12 protein-coding genes and 1 pseudogene are annotated in these 16356 nt (G+C 66.3%); 5 read left to right on the top strand and 8 right to left on the bottom strand.

The annotated features are described in order from the left end of the window. Positions 1-14: 14 nt before the first annotated feature. Positions 15-2630 carry an ATP-dependent chaperone ClpB gene (gene clpB / locus G7Y54_RS03910; protein ID WP_165077520.1) on the top strand — a complete coding sequence of 872 codons (2616 nt, stop codon included), beginning with the start codon at positions 15-17 and terminating at the stop codon, positions 2628-2630. Positions 2631-2752: 122 nt separating this feature from the next. On the opposite strand, the gene G7Y54_RS03905 is transcribed toward clpB, so the two are convergent. Then, positions 2753-3109, bottom strand: coding sequence for a helix-turn-helix domain-containing protein (locus tag G7Y54_RS03905; RefSeq protein ID WP_165077516.1), 357 nt, complete (start codon positions 3107-3109; stop codon positions 2753-2755). 190 nt (positions 3110-3299) lie between these two features. Between G7Y54_RS03905 and G7Y54_RS12725 the strand changes: the two genes are divergently transcribed. The 4 genes and pseudogenes from G7Y54_RS12725 to G7Y54_RS03890 all read left to right on the top strand — a co-directional run bounded on the left by G7Y54_RS12725 (position 3300) and on the right by G7Y54_RS03890 (position 5664). Then, a complete protein-coding gene (locus tag G7Y54_RS12725; protein WP_206214890.1) occupies positions 3300-3506 on the top strand; it encodes an NAD(P)H-binding protein in 207 nt (68 codons plus the stop codon). Further along, positions 3503-3967, top strand: a complete 465-nt coding sequence (locus G7Y54_RS03900; protein ID WP_206214889.1) for an NAD(P)H-binding protein — start codon at positions 3503-3505, stop codon at positions 3965-3967. The genes G7Y54_RS12725 and G7Y54_RS03900 overlap by 4 nt, the downstream gene beginning before the upstream one ends. Positions 3968-4029: 62 nt before the next feature. Next, positions 4030-4809: pseudogene (locus G7Y54_RS12550) on the top strand (protein-ADP-ribose hydrolase). After that, positions 4810-5664 (top strand): Sir2 family NAD-dependent protein deacetylase, encoded by an 855-nt coding sequence (locus G7Y54_RS03890; protein ID WP_165077514.1) that lies wholly within the window; start codon positions 4810-4812, stop codon positions 5662-5664. 180 nt (positions 5665-5844) lie between these two features. On the opposite strand, the gene G7Y54_RS03885 is transcribed toward G7Y54_RS03890, so the two are convergent. The 7 genes from G7Y54_RS03885 to G7Y54_RS03855 form a co-directional block, all read right to left on the bottom strand. Continuing rightward, positions 5845-6276: an ACT domain-containing protein gene (locus G7Y54_RS03885; RefSeq protein ID WP_165077511.1), complete on the bottom strand. Its 432-nt coding sequence runs from the start codon at positions 6274-6276 to the stop codon at positions 5845-5847. Positions 6277-6302: 26 nt separating this feature from the next. Further along, positions 6303-6509: a twin-arginine translocase TatA/TatE family subunit gene (locus tag G7Y54_RS03880; RefSeq protein ID WP_165077507.1), complete on the bottom strand. Its 207-nt coding sequence runs from the start codon at positions 6507-6509 to the stop codon at positions 6303-6305. Between the two features lie 59 nt (positions 6510-6568). After that, on the bottom strand, positions 6569-7510 hold the full coding sequence (locus G7Y54_RS03875; protein WP_241159349.1) for a D-alanyl-D-alanine carboxypeptidase family protein: 942 nt from the start codon (positions 7508-7510) through the stop codon (positions 6569-6571). Positions 7511-7521: 11 nt separating this feature from the next. Then, positions 7522-8622, bottom strand: coding sequence for an AI-2E family transporter (locus tag G7Y54_RS03870; RefSeq protein ID WP_165077503.1), 1101 nt, complete (start codon positions 8620-8622; stop codon positions 7522-7524). Positions 8623-8796: 174 nt separating this feature from the next. Continuing rightward, entirely contained in the window at positions 8797-11730 is a 2934-nt protein-coding gene (locus G7Y54_RS03865; protein ID WP_165077501.1) for a PD-(D/E)XK nuclease family protein, read from the bottom strand. Then, positions 11727-15014, bottom strand: a complete 3288-nt coding sequence (locus G7Y54_RS03860) for a UvrD-helicase domain-containing protein (RefSeq protein ID WP_165077499.1) — start codon at positions 15012-15014, stop codon at positions 11727-11729. Before G7Y54_RS03860 ends, G7Y54_RS03865 begins: the two co-directional genes overlap by 4 nt. Then, complete coding sequence (locus G7Y54_RS03855) at positions 15011-16315, bottom strand: ATP-dependent 6-phosphofructokinase (protein WP_165077497.1); 1305 nt, start codon at positions 16313-16315, stop codon at positions 15011-15013. The genes G7Y54_RS03860 and G7Y54_RS03855 overlap by 4 nt, the downstream gene beginning before the upstream one ends. Between the last annotated feature and the right edge of the window lie 41 nt (positions 16316-16356).

Genomic DNA, 16356 nt, shown 5'->3' with positions numbered 1-16356 from the left:
GTGGGGAGTTGTGTATGGATATCAACAAGTTTACGGAAAAAGCCCGGGAGGCCATCAGCGCGGCGCAGGCCATCGCCGTGGGCATGGGCCACCAGGAGACCGACTGCGAGCACCTGGCGCTCGCCCTGGTGCAGCAGGAAAAGGGCATCGTCAGCGCTGACCTTGAGCACATGGGCGTCCAGCAGCGCGCGCTCGCAGTGGCGCTGGAGACCTCGCTGCGCAAGCGGCCCTCGGTGTCGGGCGGCGGCATGGACCCCAACAAGATCAGCGTCACCCCGCGCCTGATGAAGGTCTTGGGCGAGGCGGAAAAAGACGCCCAGCGCCTGCAGGACGAGTTCGTCAGCGTGGACACGCTTTTCCTCGCCCTCACCGACGTGGAGCCCACATCGCCCCTGGGCGAGGTCTTCAAGGAATACAAGATCACCCGCGCCACCTTCTCCAGGGCCATGGAAGAGGTGCGCGGCGGCGCGCGCGTGACGAGCGCCAACCCCGAAGACACCTTCGAGGCCCTGAGCAAGTACGCCCGCGACCTCGTGGAGGCGGCGCGCCAGGGCAAGATGGACCCTGTCATCGGGCGTGATTCAGAAATCCGCAGGGTCATCCGCATCCTCTCCCGGCGCACCAAGAACAACCCGGTGCTCATCGGCGAGGCGGGCGTCGGCAAGACGGCCATCGTCGAGGGCCTGGCCTTCCGCATCGTCAAGGGCGACGTGCCCGAGGGCCTGCGCGGCCGCAAGATCTACGCCCTCGACATGGGCGCGCTCATCGCCGGCGCCAAGTACCGCGGCGAATTCGAGGAGCGCCTCAAGGCCGTGCTCAACGAGGTGGAGAAGAGCGAAGGGCAGATCATCCTCTTCATCGACGAGCTGCACACCATCGTGGGCGCCGGCAAGACCGAGGGCTCCATGGACGCGGGGAACCTCCTCAAGCCCATGCTGGCCCGCGGCGAGCTGCACTGCATCGGCGCGACCACGGTGGACGAATACCGCAAGTATATCGAGAAAGATCCGGCGCTCGAGCGCCGCTTCCAGCCCGTGCTCGTGGAAGAACCCACGGTGGAGGACGCCATCTCCATCTTGCGCGGCCTGAAGGAGCGCTTCGAGGTCCATCACGGCGTGCGCATCAGCGACTCGGCCATCGTCGAGGCGGTGGTGCTCTCCAACCGCTATATTCCCGACCGTCAGCTCCCGGACAAGGCCATTGACCTCATCGACGAGGCCGCGGCCATGATCCGCACCGAGATCGACTCCCTCCCCGCGGACCTCGACGAGGTGAACCGCAAGGTCATGCAGCTCGAGATCGAGCGCGAGGCCCTGCGCCGCGAGACCGACAGCGCCTCGCGCGAGCGCCTCGAAAAGCTCGAGAACGAGCTCGAGGAACTGCGCAAGGAGCAGGAGGCCATGCGCAAGCAGTGGGAGAGCGAGAAGGGCTCCATCGACAGCGTGCGCGAGATCAAGGAGCAGATCGAGCAGACCAAGCTCGCCATCGAGCAGGCCGAGCGCGCCTATGACCTCAACCGCGCCGCGGAACTCAAGTATTCCAAGCTGCTCGAGCTCGAGAAAAAGCTTGCGGAAGTTTCCGGTGAAAAGAAGGACGGCGACGGCCCGCGCCTGTTGCGCGAAGAAGTGGGCCCCGACGACGTGGCCGAGATCGTGGCCAAGTGGACGGGCATCCCGGTGACGCGGCTGCTTGAGTCCGAGCGCGAGAAGCTGCTCCGGCTCAACGAGCAGCTGCATGAGCGCGTGGTCGGTCAGGACGAGGCCGTCACCGCCGTGGCCGATGCCGTGCTGCGCGCGCGTGCCGGCCTTTCCGACCCGGCGCGGCCCACGGGCTCCTTCATCTTCCTCGGCCCCACGGGCGTGGGCAAGACCGAGCTCTCCAAGGCGCTCGCCGAGGCGCTCTTCGATACCGAAGACAACATGGTGCGCCTCGACATGAGCGAATACATGGAAAAGCATTCCGTGTCGCGCCTCATCGGGGCCCCTCCGGGATATGTGGGCTATGACGAGGGCGGCCAGCTCACCGAGGCGGTGCGCCGCAAGCCCTATTCCGTCATCCTGTTCGACGAGATCGAAAAGGCCCACCCGGATGTGTTCAATACGCTGCTCCAGCTGTTGGACGACGGGCGCCTCACCGACAGCCAGGGCAGGACGGTGGACTTCCGCAACTGCATCGTCATCATGACCTCCAATATCGGCTCCATGCACCTGCTTGACGGCATCGCCCTCGACGGCACCCTCAAGGAAGGCGCGCGGGAAAAGGTCATGGAAGACCTGCGCAACCACTTCCGGCCCGAATTCCTCAACCGCGTTGACGAGACCGTGGTCTTCCTGCCCTTGCGCCGCGACCAGATCGGCAAGATCGTGGAGTTCCAGCTCCGCCGCCTGCGCAAGCGCATGGAGGAGCGCAAGATCAAGCTCCACATGAGCGACGAGGCGCGCGACTACATCGCCAATGCGGGTTATGACCCGGTCTATGGCGCGCGGCCGCTCAAGCGCTACATCCAGCAGGCCGTGGAGACGCCGCTCGCGCGGGAGATCATCAGCGGCAAGATCCATGACGGCGAGGAAGTGCATATCGAGGTCAAGGACGGCGAACTGGCCTTTGAAGCCAAGCCGCACAAGGACTGAACGGCTCCGCGGCCCCACGGCCGCGCGCCATGAAACGCATAAAGCCCCCGGGAGCGCCGGGGGCTTTTGCGTTAAGGGATGGTGCGGCAGGCGGTGGGCGGCCGCCCCCGCCGCTTCGGGCTTCAGGCTTCGTCTTCCGCATCCAGCCGGGAACCTTGGCGCCATTTGCGGTACTCTTCGCCCCAGTCGCCCATGGCGTCGAGCACGGGCCGCAGAGAAAGGCCGATCTTGCTCAACCGGTATTCGACGCTTATGGGACTTGCGGGATGGACATCACGGACGATGATGCCATCCTCGCCAAGGGAGCGCAGGGTCGTGCTCAACACCTTGTTGCTGATGCCGTCGAGGGCAGCCTGCAATTCATTGAAGCGCATGGCGCCGGCGGAAAGCTGCTGCAGGATGAGGAGCTTCCACTTGCTCCCGATAACGCTGACAGTCACCCCCACAGGGCATTTGGGCAAGTCCTGCCTTTCGGCCATTGGCTGCTCCTCAATGAAGGCTGCGCGGGCTGCTTCCTCGCGCAACCAGCCCATGTATCGTGCCCATTTCTGCCTGGCGTGTCAAAACGGTTACGTCGCGGTTACTTGGTGAGCGGCGCGCCATTCATTGCCATTTCTTTCGGGCCGCTGTAGTGCTCGAAGAAGAACTTTTCGTCCAAAGGAGGCTGGCATGGACAAGCAGGTTGTGCTCATCGGGGCAAGCGGCTATGTGGGACGCGCGATCTTGAACGAACTCCTCGAGCGGGGCTGGCACGTGAAGGCGCTGGTGCGCCATCCGCAAAACATCACTCTTGAAAATCCCGCGCTGAGCGTTGAAAAAGTGGATGTCAGCAATGAACAGGCGCTTGCCGCCGCGCTCCAGGGCTGCCCCTGGTGATCAGCGCGTATAATCCCGGCTGGGCCAACCCCGATATTTATGAAGACACGCTCAAAAACTCTAAAAAGATCCTTGAGGCGGCCAAGGCCGCGCATGTGCGCCGGCTCCTCATCGTGGGCGGCGCGGGCTCGCTCTTCGTGGCCCCGGGCCTGCGGCTGATGGACACCGGCAAGGTGCCGGAAGCCATCCTGCCCGGCGTACGTTCGCTGGCCGAGTTCTATCTCGGCACGCTCATGCAGGAGGACGGCATCGACTGGGTGTTTTTCTCCCCGGCCGGCGTGCTCGGCAATGCGGATCGGACGCCCGGCGTCCGTACCGGCAAGTACCGGCTCGGCAAGGACGACCTCATCGTTGACGCGCAGGGCAACAGCTGTATTTCTGTGGAAGATTACGCCAAGGCGATGGTGGATGAACTGGAAAAGGGCGCCCATCACAAGGAGCGCTTCACCATCGGCTACTAGCCGCACAAAAGGGGCTTTCCCTGGCGCCTTGCCGTGAGAAGCCCTGCAAAACTCTCCGCACCATGCCAAGTACGCACGAGGAACAGGCCGCGAGGCTGGACAGGCTCATCGGGCTTTTGGACGGCCGCGTGGCGCCGCCGCCGGATGTGGCCGGCAAGCAAACGCTGCTGCGCGCCCTTATGAACCTGCATGCGGGGGAGGGGCTGCCGGCGGAGTTTTTTGCGTTGCAGGATGAGGAACTGGCCGCCCAGAAGCGCTGCCGGGGCGTCGTGGAGGTCTCGCAGGTCGCGCCCTCGCCCAAGTTTCCCCATCTGCGCCTGTGGCGGGGCGACATCACCCGCCTTGCGGCGGACGCCATCGTGAATGCGGCCAACAACCAGCTTCTGGGCTGCTTCCACCCCCTGCACAACTGCATCGACAATATCATCCACTCCCGCGCCGGCCTCCAGTTGCGCGCGGAGTGCAGAAAGCTCATGCATGCCCAGGGGCACGAGGAGCCGGTGGGGAGCGCGAAGATCACTCCGGCCTACAACTTGCCGGCCCGATGAGTCATCCACACCGTCGGCCCCATTGTGGAAGGAGACGCGCCCACGCCGCGGCAATGCCGCGAGCTCGCCGCCTGTTATACGGCGTGCCTCGACCTTGCCCGGCAATATGGCCTTGAGTCGCTGGTCTTCTGTTGCATCTCCACGGGCGTTTTCCATTTCCCGAATGCGCTGGCGGCCCGCATCGCGGTGGAAACGGTGCTCGAGGCCCTGGGCACGGCGCCGTTCGCCACCGTGATTTTTGATGTCTTCACCGACAAGGACGAACACCTGTACAGAAAATTGCTGGGGTATTGAATGGACGCGCTCCAAAGGGTCTCAGCCGCGCTTGCCAAGGCGCCGGCCCTGCTCATCGGCGGGGGCGCGGGCCTCTCCGCGGCCGCGGGCATCGACTATTCCGGGGAGGAGTTCCGGCGCGCCTTTGCGGACTATATCGCGAAGTACGGCTTCAGCGACCTGTATTCTTCGGGCTTTTATCCCTTCCCCACGGAAGAAGAGCGCTGGGCCTACTGGGCGAGGTATATCGAATATACGGCGCTCGGGCGACCCGCCATGCCGCTCTATCGCCGGCTGCTCCGGCTTGTGGAAGACAAGGAGTATTTCGTCATCACCACCAATGTGGACGCCCAGTTCGAGAAGGCCGGCTTTGCCATGGACCGCCTCTTCGCGGTGCAGGGGGATTACCGGGAGATGCAGTGCGCCCGGGGCTGCCATCAAAAGGTCTACTCCAACGTCGAAGCGTCGCAAAAAATCCTGGCGGCCACGCATGACCTGACCATCCCGCCGGGCTGCGTCCCGCGCTGCCCCGTCTGCGGCGGAAAAATGGAGATGCACCTGCCGGTGGACAGGTACTTTATCGAGGATGCAGCCTGGCACCGGGCGGCGCAGCGCTATGCAGGGTTTTTGCAGGCCTATGGCAGTGGGGACATCGTCCTTCTGGAAATGGGTGTGGGCTTCAATACGCCGACCATCATCCGCTTCCCCTTTGAAGAGCTGACCCTGGCCGATCCGCAGGCCCTGCTGGTGCGCATGAATACGGAACCGGCGCCCCCGCGATTGCCCATTCAGGCCCGCACCGTCAATATCGAGGCGCCGATACCCGAAGTTGTGGACGCTCTTTTGGCGGCAAAGCAGGAAAACGCCGCCACCTGAGCGGGCGTTTGCCACACCGGCTTTGGCGAGCCTTGGAGGGTTCCTGCGAGAAGAGCACCGGGCAAAGGCTGTTCACGCACTTGGCGCACCAGTAAAAAAGGGTGATTTGCTCTTTATGACAGCAAAACACCCATTGGTGATATCTGTTCCCCGGATTGGGGCGCGCGTGACGGAGGTCTTTCAGAAACGGCAGAGCTGGGCGGCCGGAATGATGGCGAACTTGCGGCTGCTCAAAAGCTCCACCGCCTCGTCCACCTTGTCGAAGCGGAAGATCATGACCGCCCGGCCGTGCTCCCGCTGGATGAAGGCATACATGTACTCCACATTGATACCATTGCTCGAGACAAGCTGGAGCACGCTGTCGAGGCCGCCGGGCTCGTCCGGCACCTCCACGGCCACAACGCTTGTGCGCCCCAGCGTGAAGCCTTTTTCCTTGAGCACTTCCTTGGCTTTTTCATGGTCGCAGACAATCATCCGCAGGATGCCGAAATCCGAGGTATCGGCCAGCGACAGCGCCCGGATGTTGATGCCGGCCTCGGCCAGGGTATGGATCACCTCGGCGAGGCGCCCGGCGCGGTTCTCAAGAAAAACAGACAGTTGCTCGGCCTTCATGGCGCGTCCTTTTGGGGCTGGCGGGTTCAGGCCTTGTGACTGTCGTCGTGGCCCGCGGGGCTTTTCTTTTCCTGCGCGGTGATGTCGATCTCATCGGGCTCGGACGAGGCGCGGCGGAAATTCCTGATGGCCCGGCCAAGTCCGCCCCCGATTTCGGGCAGCTTCTTGGCGCCGAAAATCAGGAGCACGATGAGCAGGATGAGCAGGATCTGGTTGGGGCCGATGCTGAACATGCGAAAGCCTCCGGCGGTGTTGACGGTACGGGCGCAAGCCTTCCACAAAGCATACGGGGTCAGCGGGCCGAGGTCAAGGTGCCCTTGCGCGGCGCGCGGCCTTTCGCGCGTCCCGCGGGAGCGGCAGAGGCGAGGCGCGTGCCCGCGAGGGTGGCCGCCACTTTTTGGGGGTCACGGGGCGCGCTGAAGCCGGCCTCAAGCATCCGGCGCGCGGCGGCGTCCCGCTGTTCCTTGTTGCCCGCGCCGAGCACCACGGCGAGCAGCCGTGTCTTGCCGCGTTGTGCCGTGACCACGAGATTGTAGCCCGAGGCCACCGTCCAGCCGGTCTTGAGCCCGTTGACGCCGTTCATGGTGCCGAGCAGGGCATTGGTGTTGCGCAGGGGGAGCCCCCGGTGCAGGAAATTGCGCATGCCGTGAAAGCGCATGGCCGAGGGATGCGCCTTGAGGTAGGCCAGGCAGAGCCGCATCATGTCGCGCGCGCTGGTCTTTTGGCCGGCGGCGGGGAGGCCGGTGGGATTTTTAAAGGTGGTGCGGCTGAGGCCGAGGTTGCGCGCCCGCCCGTTCATCTGGCGCACGAAGGCGCGCGTGTCGCCGCCAACGCGGGCGGCCACGGCCATGGCCGCGTCATTGCCCGAAACCACCGCCATGCCGGCCAGAAGGCGCACGAGGGGCACAGTGTCCCCGGCCTGAAGGTGCATGGAGGAGCCGCCGACCGAGGCGGCCGCCGCCGGCACGCGCACCTTGGTGTCCAGCCGCAGCCGGCGCGCCTTCACGGCGTCGAGCGCGAGATACATGGTCATGATCTTGGTGAGCGACGCCGGCGGTATGGGGCTGTCGGCGTTTTTTTCATAGAGCACGCGGCCGGTATCCATGTTGACGAGGATGGCCGAGCGCGCGGGCACGCCCGCGGCGAGCCCCGCGGCAGGGAGCAGCAGGATGCCGAGAAGCGGCAGGAGCCAGAGGAGGCAGGTGGCGGAAAGGCGGGCAGGATACCGTCGCATGATGCCTCGGGCTAGGGCCGGTAATAGCGGTTGGCTTCTTCCACCGACTGCATGGCAAAGGCCAGGAGCACGGGCCCGGCGATGAGGCCCACGGCCCCGAAGGCGGAGAGACCGCAGAGGATGGCGAGGATGAGCACGAGGAAGGGCGCGTTGATGCCCTGGCGCAGAAAGAAGGGCCTGAGCACATTGTCCACCCCCGCCACCGCCAGAATGCCCCAGAGCGCAAGGCCCACGGCCGCCATGGACTTGCCGCTGAACCACAGCGAAATGCAGAGCGGCCCCCACACCAGCGCCGTGCCCACCATGGGGATGGGCGCCACGAGCGTCGCCAGCATGCCCCAGAACGCGGGCTGGTTGACGCCGGCCACGGCGAAGCCGACCCCGCAGAGGGCGCCCTGCGCCAGCGCCACGAGCACGATGCCGAGCATGATGGCCTTGAGGGCGCGGTGGATGGCCGTGATGAAGCGGCCGAGCAGCTCCTGGGGGATGTGGAAGATGCGGCACGTCACCTTGCGGATGCGGCGCGAATACACGGTGAATAGCACCGTCAGCGTGAGGAAGAGGAAGGCCGTCCACAACACGGTCATGGTACCCCCGAGAAAGCCGAAGCTCCGGCTCACGAGCATGCCCACCGCATCGCTGAACATGGTGTCGAGGTTGTCCACCACGTCATTGAGCGCCTTTTCGATGCTCGGATATTCCGCGAGGCTGCGGCGCACGGCGTGGATATATTCCAGCCAGTGGGGCGGCAGCTGGAAATTGTTGGCCTGAAGCTCCCGCAGGCGCGCGAGCCCGGCCACAGCCTGTGGCGACACGAGCAGCGCGAGCACCGCGATGGGCGCGATGAGCGCGGAGAGGATGACGGCCACATAGCCGCCCAAGGGCACAAAGCTCGAAAGCGCCAGCAGGAACCGGCGCCAGCGCGAATCCGGCATGCCATGCTCAAGGTGCATGCGCCACAGGCCGGTGCCTTGCCTGAGGCGCCGGTAAAGGGGCACTGTCAGGCACGAAAGGCAGGCCGCCATGAAGATGGTGATGGGGTTGGGCCACAGCAGCAGGTAGAGGGCCAGCGCGGCCAGCAGATAGAGAAGGCGCGGCAGCGGAAAGGTCATGGGCATTCCTTGGGAAGCAGAAGGGGGGCGGCAAAATGCGCCGGAGCCGGCGCAATGGACGGCAAACTCGAGTGGGGCGCCGGCTGGTGCCGCTGTTACCTTCGGGAATGGAACTGTGTACCAGCCTTGGCACGGTCTGCCAAGTCTTTGGCCTTGCAAAAGGGGCCATGGGCGTCAGGAAGCGCAGAGCGGCGCATAGGGGCACCAGGTGCAGTGCGCATCCGGGCGCGCATCGAAGCGCGGCGCGTACTCCATGTGCCTGAGCAGGAGCGCCAGCGCGAGCTTGCAGTCGGCGCGCGCGCAGGCGAGCTCGTCGTCCAGCAGGGGGCCGAAGAGGGAATGTTCCTTCCCTTGAAAGCGCAGCTCCACGAGGGCCGCATCGCCCACGGCGTCGCCCTCGCGGGCCTCCAGCAGGGCCACATAGGCCGGGAGCTGCATGCTCGGCAGTCGTTCGCGCAGCGCTTCAAAAGCGCCGTCCAGTCCGGCCATGGTCTCCGCGTCGGGCTCTCCGCCCGCGCTGTCCACCATCGCGCAAAGCTCCGCCGCCCGGGCGAAGAAGGGGCTGTCTGTCCAGAGGCCGGGGGCGTGCCGCTTGATGCCGCCGGTCTTGTAATCGAGCACATGGAGGAGGCCGTCGCGGCGGTCGAGGCGGTCGATGATGCCGGTAAAGGCATAGGGGCGCCCCGCGAGGGAGAGGTCGGCGTCGATGCGCCGCTCCAGGGCGACAATCTGTGTCTCCCCGGGCTGGTGCTCCAAAAATTTTCGCATGCGCACGGGCACGGAGGCCTCGAGCATGAGGCACGCGTCGGCCGGGAGCAGCCGGCGCAGGTCCGTCGCGGCCATGGCCTCCTGAAAACAGGCAAGCGCCTGCGGCTCGGTAATGTCGCCCTTCCTGACCGTCTTGCCGAGCCACGGCGCATACAGGGCGCGCAGGGCCGCGTGCAGGCAGGTGCCCACGGCCGCGGGATCGTCCCCCTCGTTCACCTCCAGCCGGGGCTTGAGGCGGCAAAGTGTCCCCCACACGAAGCGCAGGGGGCAGTCGAGATAGGCATCAAGCCGGCTCGCCGAGAGCGGCCCATGCAAAAAGGCCTTCATGGCCGCATCGAGGTGAGGTGTCCGCGCGAGGGAGACCGGCTCTGCCGGGCTTTGCCGTATCTCGCAGGCGGCAGTGCGCAGGGGCGCCGTGCCGGGCGTGAGCAGGGCGCCGCGCTCCTGCTCCGCCTGCCAGAGAAAACCCTCCACAAAGCGGCTGCGCAGCTTCTTGCCGTCAAAAAGCGCGGAATGGCTCACGCCCTCCTGCCAGTAAAAATGGGCCTCGCGGGCGCTGGCGCAGAGGCGGTGCAGCGTATAGGCCGCAACGCGCTCGCGGCGATGCGCGTCCGGCAGGCCGAGCACGGCGCGCAGGGAATCAGGAAGGAGCGGGTCCTGCGCGGGATTGCCGGGCAGCACATCATCCGTGGCGTCCACCACAAAAACGCGATCGAAATGCAAAAGGCGCGTCTCGAGCATGCCGAGCACCTGCACGCCCACCAGCGGGTCGGCCTCAAATGGGATACGCTCGCGCTCCAGCAATTGCCGGGCAATGCCGTAGAGCAGGGCCGGCGGAAAGACCTCGCCGGCGAGGGCATTGCGCGCGAGCTGGGGCGCCACATGGCGCATGAGCCGGAACAGCGCCTCGGCGTCCAGCGGAAAGCGCCGCCACACATCGCCGCCATGCGCGAGCAGGAACCCATGGATGCCCCCAAGCCACGCCGCAAGGCCGGCGGTGGTGTCGGCCACATGGAGGGCCCCGACAGTGGTTTCAAGGCACTCCGTGAGCAGCCCCGCCAGGGGCCCGGGCAGCTGCTGCCGGCATGCCTCGAGGGTGGCGGGAAGGTCCACATAGCGGCTCCCGGTGCGGACGAGCGCCTCCATGCGACGCAGGGCTTCGCGCAGGGCAAAGACCTCACCGTCCTTGGCGCGGGTCTCGAGCATGTTGAGATACGGATGCCTGAGCACATGCAGGAGCGAGCGCCAGTAGCAGCGGCCGTCTTCGGCGCGGCCTTCCTCCAGCGTGAAGAGGGCGTCCAGCAGGCGGAAAAGTGGCGAGCGCGCCAGCGGATAGCCCATGGAAACATTGACATCCTTTTCCGGCAGGTGATGGAGCACGGGCAGCAACAGGGCGCTGTCCGTGAGCACCACCGCCGTGGAGCTGTCCCGCGCATGGAGGAGGTCATGGGCAAGGGCCTCCAGCTGGGAATGGAGATCATAGCCGGCGAAGAATTCCCGGCGCGGCTCGTGGCTCGCCTCCGCTTCGGCCAGAGGCACCGCGGGCTCGGCCCGCGCCTGCCAGCGGCGCAGCCACGCTGCCTGCTCCGCGCAGGCCCAATGCGGGGCGCCATCAAGCAGGTTCGGGTCAGTATGCAGGCAGACATGGGCCCCGGCGCGCCACAGGGCGCGGAGCAGCGTCTCTTCCGTGCCGCTCAGCACGGAGAAGCCGGCGATGAACACGGGGCGCTCTCCCGCTGGCCGGAGAAGCGGCGGGATGTCCGCCGCGGCTTGGGACGCCAGAAACTGCTCGAGGCCCGGGGTCGTCCAGCCGCGTCCCTCGAGGGCCGCGCGCCAGGCCCGGCTGATGCGACCGAGGGCGCCAAGCAGGGCAGCGGCCGGCGGCGTCACCTCGTCTTCAAGGTGGGCGAGGTCGGCAGGCTCCACGCCCTGGATGAAGAGTTCTTCCAGCAGGGACGCGAGGCGCAGCCCCCAGGGGAGAAAGCGGGCCATGTCCATCTCCGCAAAGCGCGCTTCAAGTGCGGCATCTTCCCGCGCGAGGCCGCGCACGCATTGGTGGAGCAATGCCCCCTGGTCCAGCGGGTTGGCGGCCATTTTCGCAGCGCCCTGCCCGCGCGCCCGCCACAGTGCCACGAGCTCGCTGAACGAGACGGTCTTGGGGAGGAGCCCGGCGTAGCCGCGTTCCTGAAAGATGCGCACGATATAGCGCCACGGCCGCTGGTGCGGCACCACGATGAGGGCGCTCCCCGGGTTGCCTTGGGAGAGCCTTTCCACCGTGTCCACAAGGTCGGGCAGGAAGGGCCGCTGCCACGGGAAGATGAGAAAGGGCTGGGCGCTCATGGGCGCCCCTCCGGGCTGGTGGGTGGGGCGCCGGCCCCTCCCGGCGGCAGCAGGCTCCCGCACTCGGGCACGAGATCCGAGAGCGTCTCCGCCGTCACGAGCTGGAAGCGCTGAAGGTCAAGGTAGACGAGCAGACCGAGGGTCACGCCGCTGCCCGGTTCCGCGGCCAGGTTTTCCACATAGCTGCGCACCTGGCGCGCGTGCTCCGGGGCCGGCTGCCCACTCTTGTAATCAATGACGAGCGTCCCCCACGCTTCGCGCACGAGAAGGTCCACCCGCAAGAGCCGGCCGTCAGTCGTCATCAGCGGCTGCTCCGGGCGCCCGTGCGCGAGCCAGCCAGCTGCCCGGGGCTCGGCCGCGAACCACGCGAGCGCGTCCACAAGACCGGCCCTGAAGGCGGCATCCCGCGGCACCGGCGCTTCACTGGCCGCCAAGGCTGCAGTGACCGCGGCCTCGGCAGCCTGCCGGGGCTCACCGGAACAGGTGAGCCGTTCAAGGCAGAGGTGGAGCAGGGTGCCCCGGTCTTCTGCCCGGAAGACCTCGGGGAAGAGCGGATTGCGAAAGATCTTCAGCCGCGGCAGCCACTGCATGGGGCGCCAGTTTTCGCCGGCTTCGTCCGCCTCGCTCACGGGGGGCGCCGGCGGAAACAGGGGCGCCTCACAGGCACCAGAAAGAGGTTCGGCGCCCACCGCTTCCCGCTCCTCCACCATGGAAAAGCCCGGCTCGCCGAGGTCGAAGGGCGGCTCGAGCCCGGCCCGGGCCCAAAGCGCGTCCAGCGCGCTCCCGAGCCTGGAGATCCTTTCAAGGCCCGGCGTGCTCGTGCGGAAAACATGGAGTTCGTCCCGGGCGCGGGTGAAGGCCACATAGAGCAGGTTCAGGCTTTCGCAGGCCTGGGCCGCGAGATATTCCTCGTGACGCGCCCCGCTGGTCGTGCCCCCGGGCACTGCCAGCTTCAGCCCCTCGTACTCGATGACATCGGTATATTCCGAGGGGCGCCCGGCGAAGCTCGTCCACGGCACCATGACGCAGGGCGCCGCGAGCCCCTTGGCCTTGTGGATGGTCATGACGCGCACGGCGTCCATGCCGCCGGGCATGGGGGCCTTCTCCTCGCCGCCGCGGCTGCGCCAGTGCTCGAGGAAGGCGCCGAGCGAAGCCAGGCCCTTTTCCTCCGCGTTTTGCAGCACTTCGAGAAAACGGCGCAAAAAGGTGCGCTCCCCGGGGAAGCGCGCCTCCGCATCAAGGCGCAGCATCCACTCCCGCGTGGCGTCATAGGGCGTGAGCAGGGCCGATTGCGCATGGAAGGGCGCGAACAGCTGCTCCCAGATACGGGGCCACCGGCGGCGGAAGCGCTGGAAAAGGGGGCCAGGCCCTTTTTGCGCGCACCAGTCATGGAGTTCTTCCCCCGTGAGGCCGCCGGCCAAAGGGTGCCCCAGCACGAGGGAGCCCGTGAGCGCCGTCCAGAAGGCGATGTCATCCTCTGGAGTATCAAGAAAATCGAGGAAGGCGACCAGTTGGGTGATGAGCGGATGCTCGGCGAGCAGGAGGCTGTTCTCCGTGATGACCGGGATGCCCTCGCGCGCCAGCGCTTCGGCCACGAGCCGGCCCTTCTCGTTGCTGCGCACGAGCACAAGGATGTCGGAAAGCGGCCGCCGGGGGAGGATGTCGTCCTTCAGGAGCTCGCACAACCGGGAAAGCACGGCCTCGTTGAGCTCTTCCGAGTGGTCGGCCTCGATGCGCTCCACATGCACAAAGCCCCCCCCGGCCCCTGCGGGGCATTGCTGTTCCGCCCCGGCAAAGGCTTCGGCCAGGCGGCGGGCGCCAGCGTCAAGCTGCGCCGTGGCCAGCCTGGGAAGCAGCAGTTCCAGGATGTCATGCGCGCAGCCCGCCTCTCCCAGGGGGGCAAAAACGCTGTTGTTGTGGGCGACTATCTGTTCCCGGCTGCGGCGGTTATAGGGCAGGCTCTCAGTGCCGGACGCGGTGAGGCGTCTAAGCTCCGTATCTTCCAGCACCGCGTTGAACAGGGTCGGGTCGCCGCCGCGCCAGCTGTAGATGGATTGCTTGATGTCCCCGACCCACGTCAGCGAGCCGCCGCGGGCGAGGGCGTCGGCCACCAGCGGCCGCAGGGTCTCCCACTGCTCGCGGCTCGTGTCCTGAAATTCATCCACCAGAAAATGCGTGAGCCGGGAGCCTAGCCTGCAGAGCGCGTCAGAAACGCCATGGTCGCCGGAGAGGGATTCGGCGGCCCAGCGGGGGATGAGGATGCCCGGTATGCCGCCTTCCTGCTCCCGGTTGAGGTAGAAGGCCGTGACAAGCGTCTGCGCCAGGCGCACGAAGGGCGCGCGCCTGAGCGCCGGCAGCAGGACGGCGCGCGCCTCTCGGCAGCCAAGGGCCGCTTGTGTGAATTGCGCGTGCGGCGCAATCATCGCAGCGGGGATCTTGCCCTTGAAAAATTTTTCGGGCTCCGGGGCGACGGGCGTCTTGAGCTCGCATTTGCTGAGGTCGCCATCGGCGATGGCCGAAATGATGCGCAAGGGCTCCTTTTTCCATTCGATGCCAATTTCTTCAGCGGCGGCAAGCAGTTGGCGCGCGAGGGAGCGGACGCTGCTTTCAGAAAGTTCAAGTTTTTCTTTAATTTCATCTTCCGCCGCCACTCCGTCGAGGCGCCCGCGCAACACATCGTCTATGACGAGCCGGAGCTGCTGGCGCAGCTTTTCGCCCACAAGAAAGCCCTTGCTGTCCTCGCTGTTGGCCAGCGACCGGCAGGCGGAGCGCAAAAGCCCGCGCATGGCCGGGTCGTCGCGAGAGGCGCGGTCGAGCACGAGATCATAATACGGCGTGAGCGCTTCTTCTGTGGCGAAGACCGGCTCGAAATCCGGCGCGAGCCCCAGGTCGAGGGCCGAAGAGCGGACGATGAGGTGGAGCAGGCTGTCGATGGTGCGGATATTGAGGGCGCTCATGTCGCGCAGGATGGCGTCCACCCAGCGGCGCGCCTCCTCGGGGGCGAAGGGCACACCCTCGTCGCCCGCGCCGAGCGCCGCTTCCTTGAGGCGCCTGAGCACGCGTTCGCGCATCTCCGCGGCGGCGGCATTGGTGAAGGTGACGGCGATGATGTCGCGCCAGCTGTGGCCCGTTTCGGGTGCAAGCGCACAGGACGCGGAAGCGCGGCCGCCGTCGGGCCCGCAGGCGGCAAGCCGCTCAAGAAAACGCCGCGTCAGCTCCCAGGTCTTCCCCGAACCGGCGGAGGCCTGTATCCGGCACAGGCCCGGTTCTGCCGCTTTCTTCATGCCGGCGGCAGCATGCCCTTGAGCATGCCCTGGCCAGTGGATTCCAGCACGGCCCGCCAGAGGTCGGAATAGATGTTGAGCCGGCGACGGGTGCGGGTCACCAGTTGGAGCGGCAGGTGCACATACCGCTCCTGGATCTTGGCGACCACCATGTCCGTGCGTCCGGCCATGGCGGCATGAACGGCATATTGCCCGAGGAAGCCGCAATAGACCTTGTCGGCGGCCTGCGCGGGCACCGAGCGGATGATGTAGCTCGGGTCGATATACTTGATGGAATGGGGCAGCTTGTGCTCCTTCAGGTAGCGCGAGATCTCCATTTTCAAGAGGTCGGCCACATTGCCGAGCACCCGGTTGCCGGAGGCATCGGTTTCCGTATGGTGCGCGAGCAGGTGCTGCCCCGCGCCTTCGGCGGTGACGATGACGCAGTGCCCGCGGTCGCGCAGGCGCTCTTCCACGGCGGGGAGCAGGCCGCCGGGCCCCTCGAGGGAGAAGGGCGCCTCGGGGATGAGCACGAAGTTCACTTCCTTGAGGGCCAGTGTGGCCTGCGCGGCGATGAAGCCGGACTCGCGCCCCATGAGCTTGACGAGGCCGATGCCGTTGGGCGTGCCGCAGGCTTCCGTATGGGCGCACTCGATGGCTTCCGTGGCCTTGCACACCGCCGTCTCGAAACCGAAGGACTGGGGGATGTAGTTGATATCGTTGTCAATGGTCTTGGGAATGCCGATGACCGAGATCTTGAGCCCACGCTGGCGCACTTCGGCGCTGATGGCCATGGCAGCCTTCATGGTGCCGTCGCCGCCGATGACGAAGAGGGCGTTGACATTGCTGCGCTCAAGGGTGTCCACGATCTGGTCCGCGGGCTGGGGGCCGCGAGAGGAGCCGAGGATGGTGCCGCCGAAGAGGTGGATGTCGGCAACGCGGGAGGGCGTGAGCTCCATGGGCGCGTGGCCGTACTTGGGGATGAAGCCCTCGAGCCCGTAGCGGATGCCAAGGATGGAAGGCACATGGTAGGCGTGGTGCGCCTCCATGACGATGGCACGGATGACATCGTTGATGCCCGGGCAGAGACCGCCGCAGGTGACGATGGCGCACTTGGCGCGCGAAGAGTCGAAATAGAGTTTCTGCCTCGGGCCCGCTGCCTCGAAGGACGCGCGGCAGGGCTCGGTGGATTCGTCGCCCAGCTCGCCGTCAATGACCACCTGGATCTTTTTGTTGTCGGCCCAGGTGCGGTAGGGAAGATGCGATTCCAGCTTGCAGGGGCCCAGGGTGGAAATGGCCGTGTCCAGCGCGCATTTTTCCATGGTGTTCCTCGCACATCCTGACGCTGAGTTTTTTTGAAGTA

It is taken from the genome of Desulfovibrio sp. ZJ746, from assembly GCF_011039155.1.
Lineage (GTDB): Bacteria > Desulfobacterota > Desulfovibrionia > Desulfovibrionales > Desulfovibrionaceae > Desulfovibrio.
This window is presented reverse-complemented; position numbering and strand designations above follow the sequence as displayed.

Bases quoted from the DNA above. Each gene is read 5' to 3' on its own strand.
- G7Y54_RS03870 (WP_165077503.1), bottom strand. From the start codon at position 8,622: ATGACCTTTCCGCTGCCGCGCCTTCTCTATCTGCTGGCCGCGCTGGCC.
- G7Y54_RS03860 (WP_165077499.1), bottom strand. From the start codon at position 15,014: ATGAAGAAAGCGGCAGAACCGGGCCTGTGCCGGATACAGGCCTCCGCC.
- G7Y54_RS03880 (WP_165077507.1), bottom strand. From the start codon at position 6,509: ATGTTCAGCATCGGCCCCAACCAGATCCTGCTCATCCTGCTCATCGTG.
- clpB (WP_165077520.1), top strand. From the start codon at position 15: ATGGATATCAACAAGTTTACGGAAAAAGCCCGGGAGGCCATCAGCGCG.
- G7Y54_RS03905 (WP_165077516.1), bottom strand. From the start codon at position 3,109: ATGGCCGAAAGGCAGGACTTGCCCAAATGCCCTGTGGGGGTGACTGTC.
- G7Y54_RS03865 (WP_165077501.1), bottom strand. From the start codon at position 11,730: ATGAGCGCCCAGCCCTTTCTCATCTTCCCGTGGCAGCGGCCCTTCCTG.
- G7Y54_RS03890 (WP_165077514.1), top strand. From the start codon at position 4,810: ATGGACGCGCTCCAAAGGGTCTCAGCCGCGCTTGCCAAGGCGCCGGCC.
- G7Y54_RS03875 (WP_241159349.1), bottom strand. From the start codon at position 7,510: ATGCGACGGTATCCTGCCCGCCTTTCCGCCACCTGCCTCCTCTGGCTC.
- G7Y54_RS03885 (WP_165077511.1), bottom strand. From the start codon at position 6,276: ATGAAGGCCGAGCAACTGTCTGTTTTTCTTGAGAACCGCGCCGGGCGC.
- G7Y54_RS12725 (WP_206214890.1), top strand. From the start codon at position 3,300: ATGGACAAGCAGGTTGTGCTCATCGGGGCAAGCGGCTATGTGGGACGC.
- G7Y54_RS03855 (WP_165077497.1), bottom strand. From the start codon at position 16,315: ATGGAAAAATGCGCGCTGGACACGGCCATTTCCACCCTGGGCCCCTGC.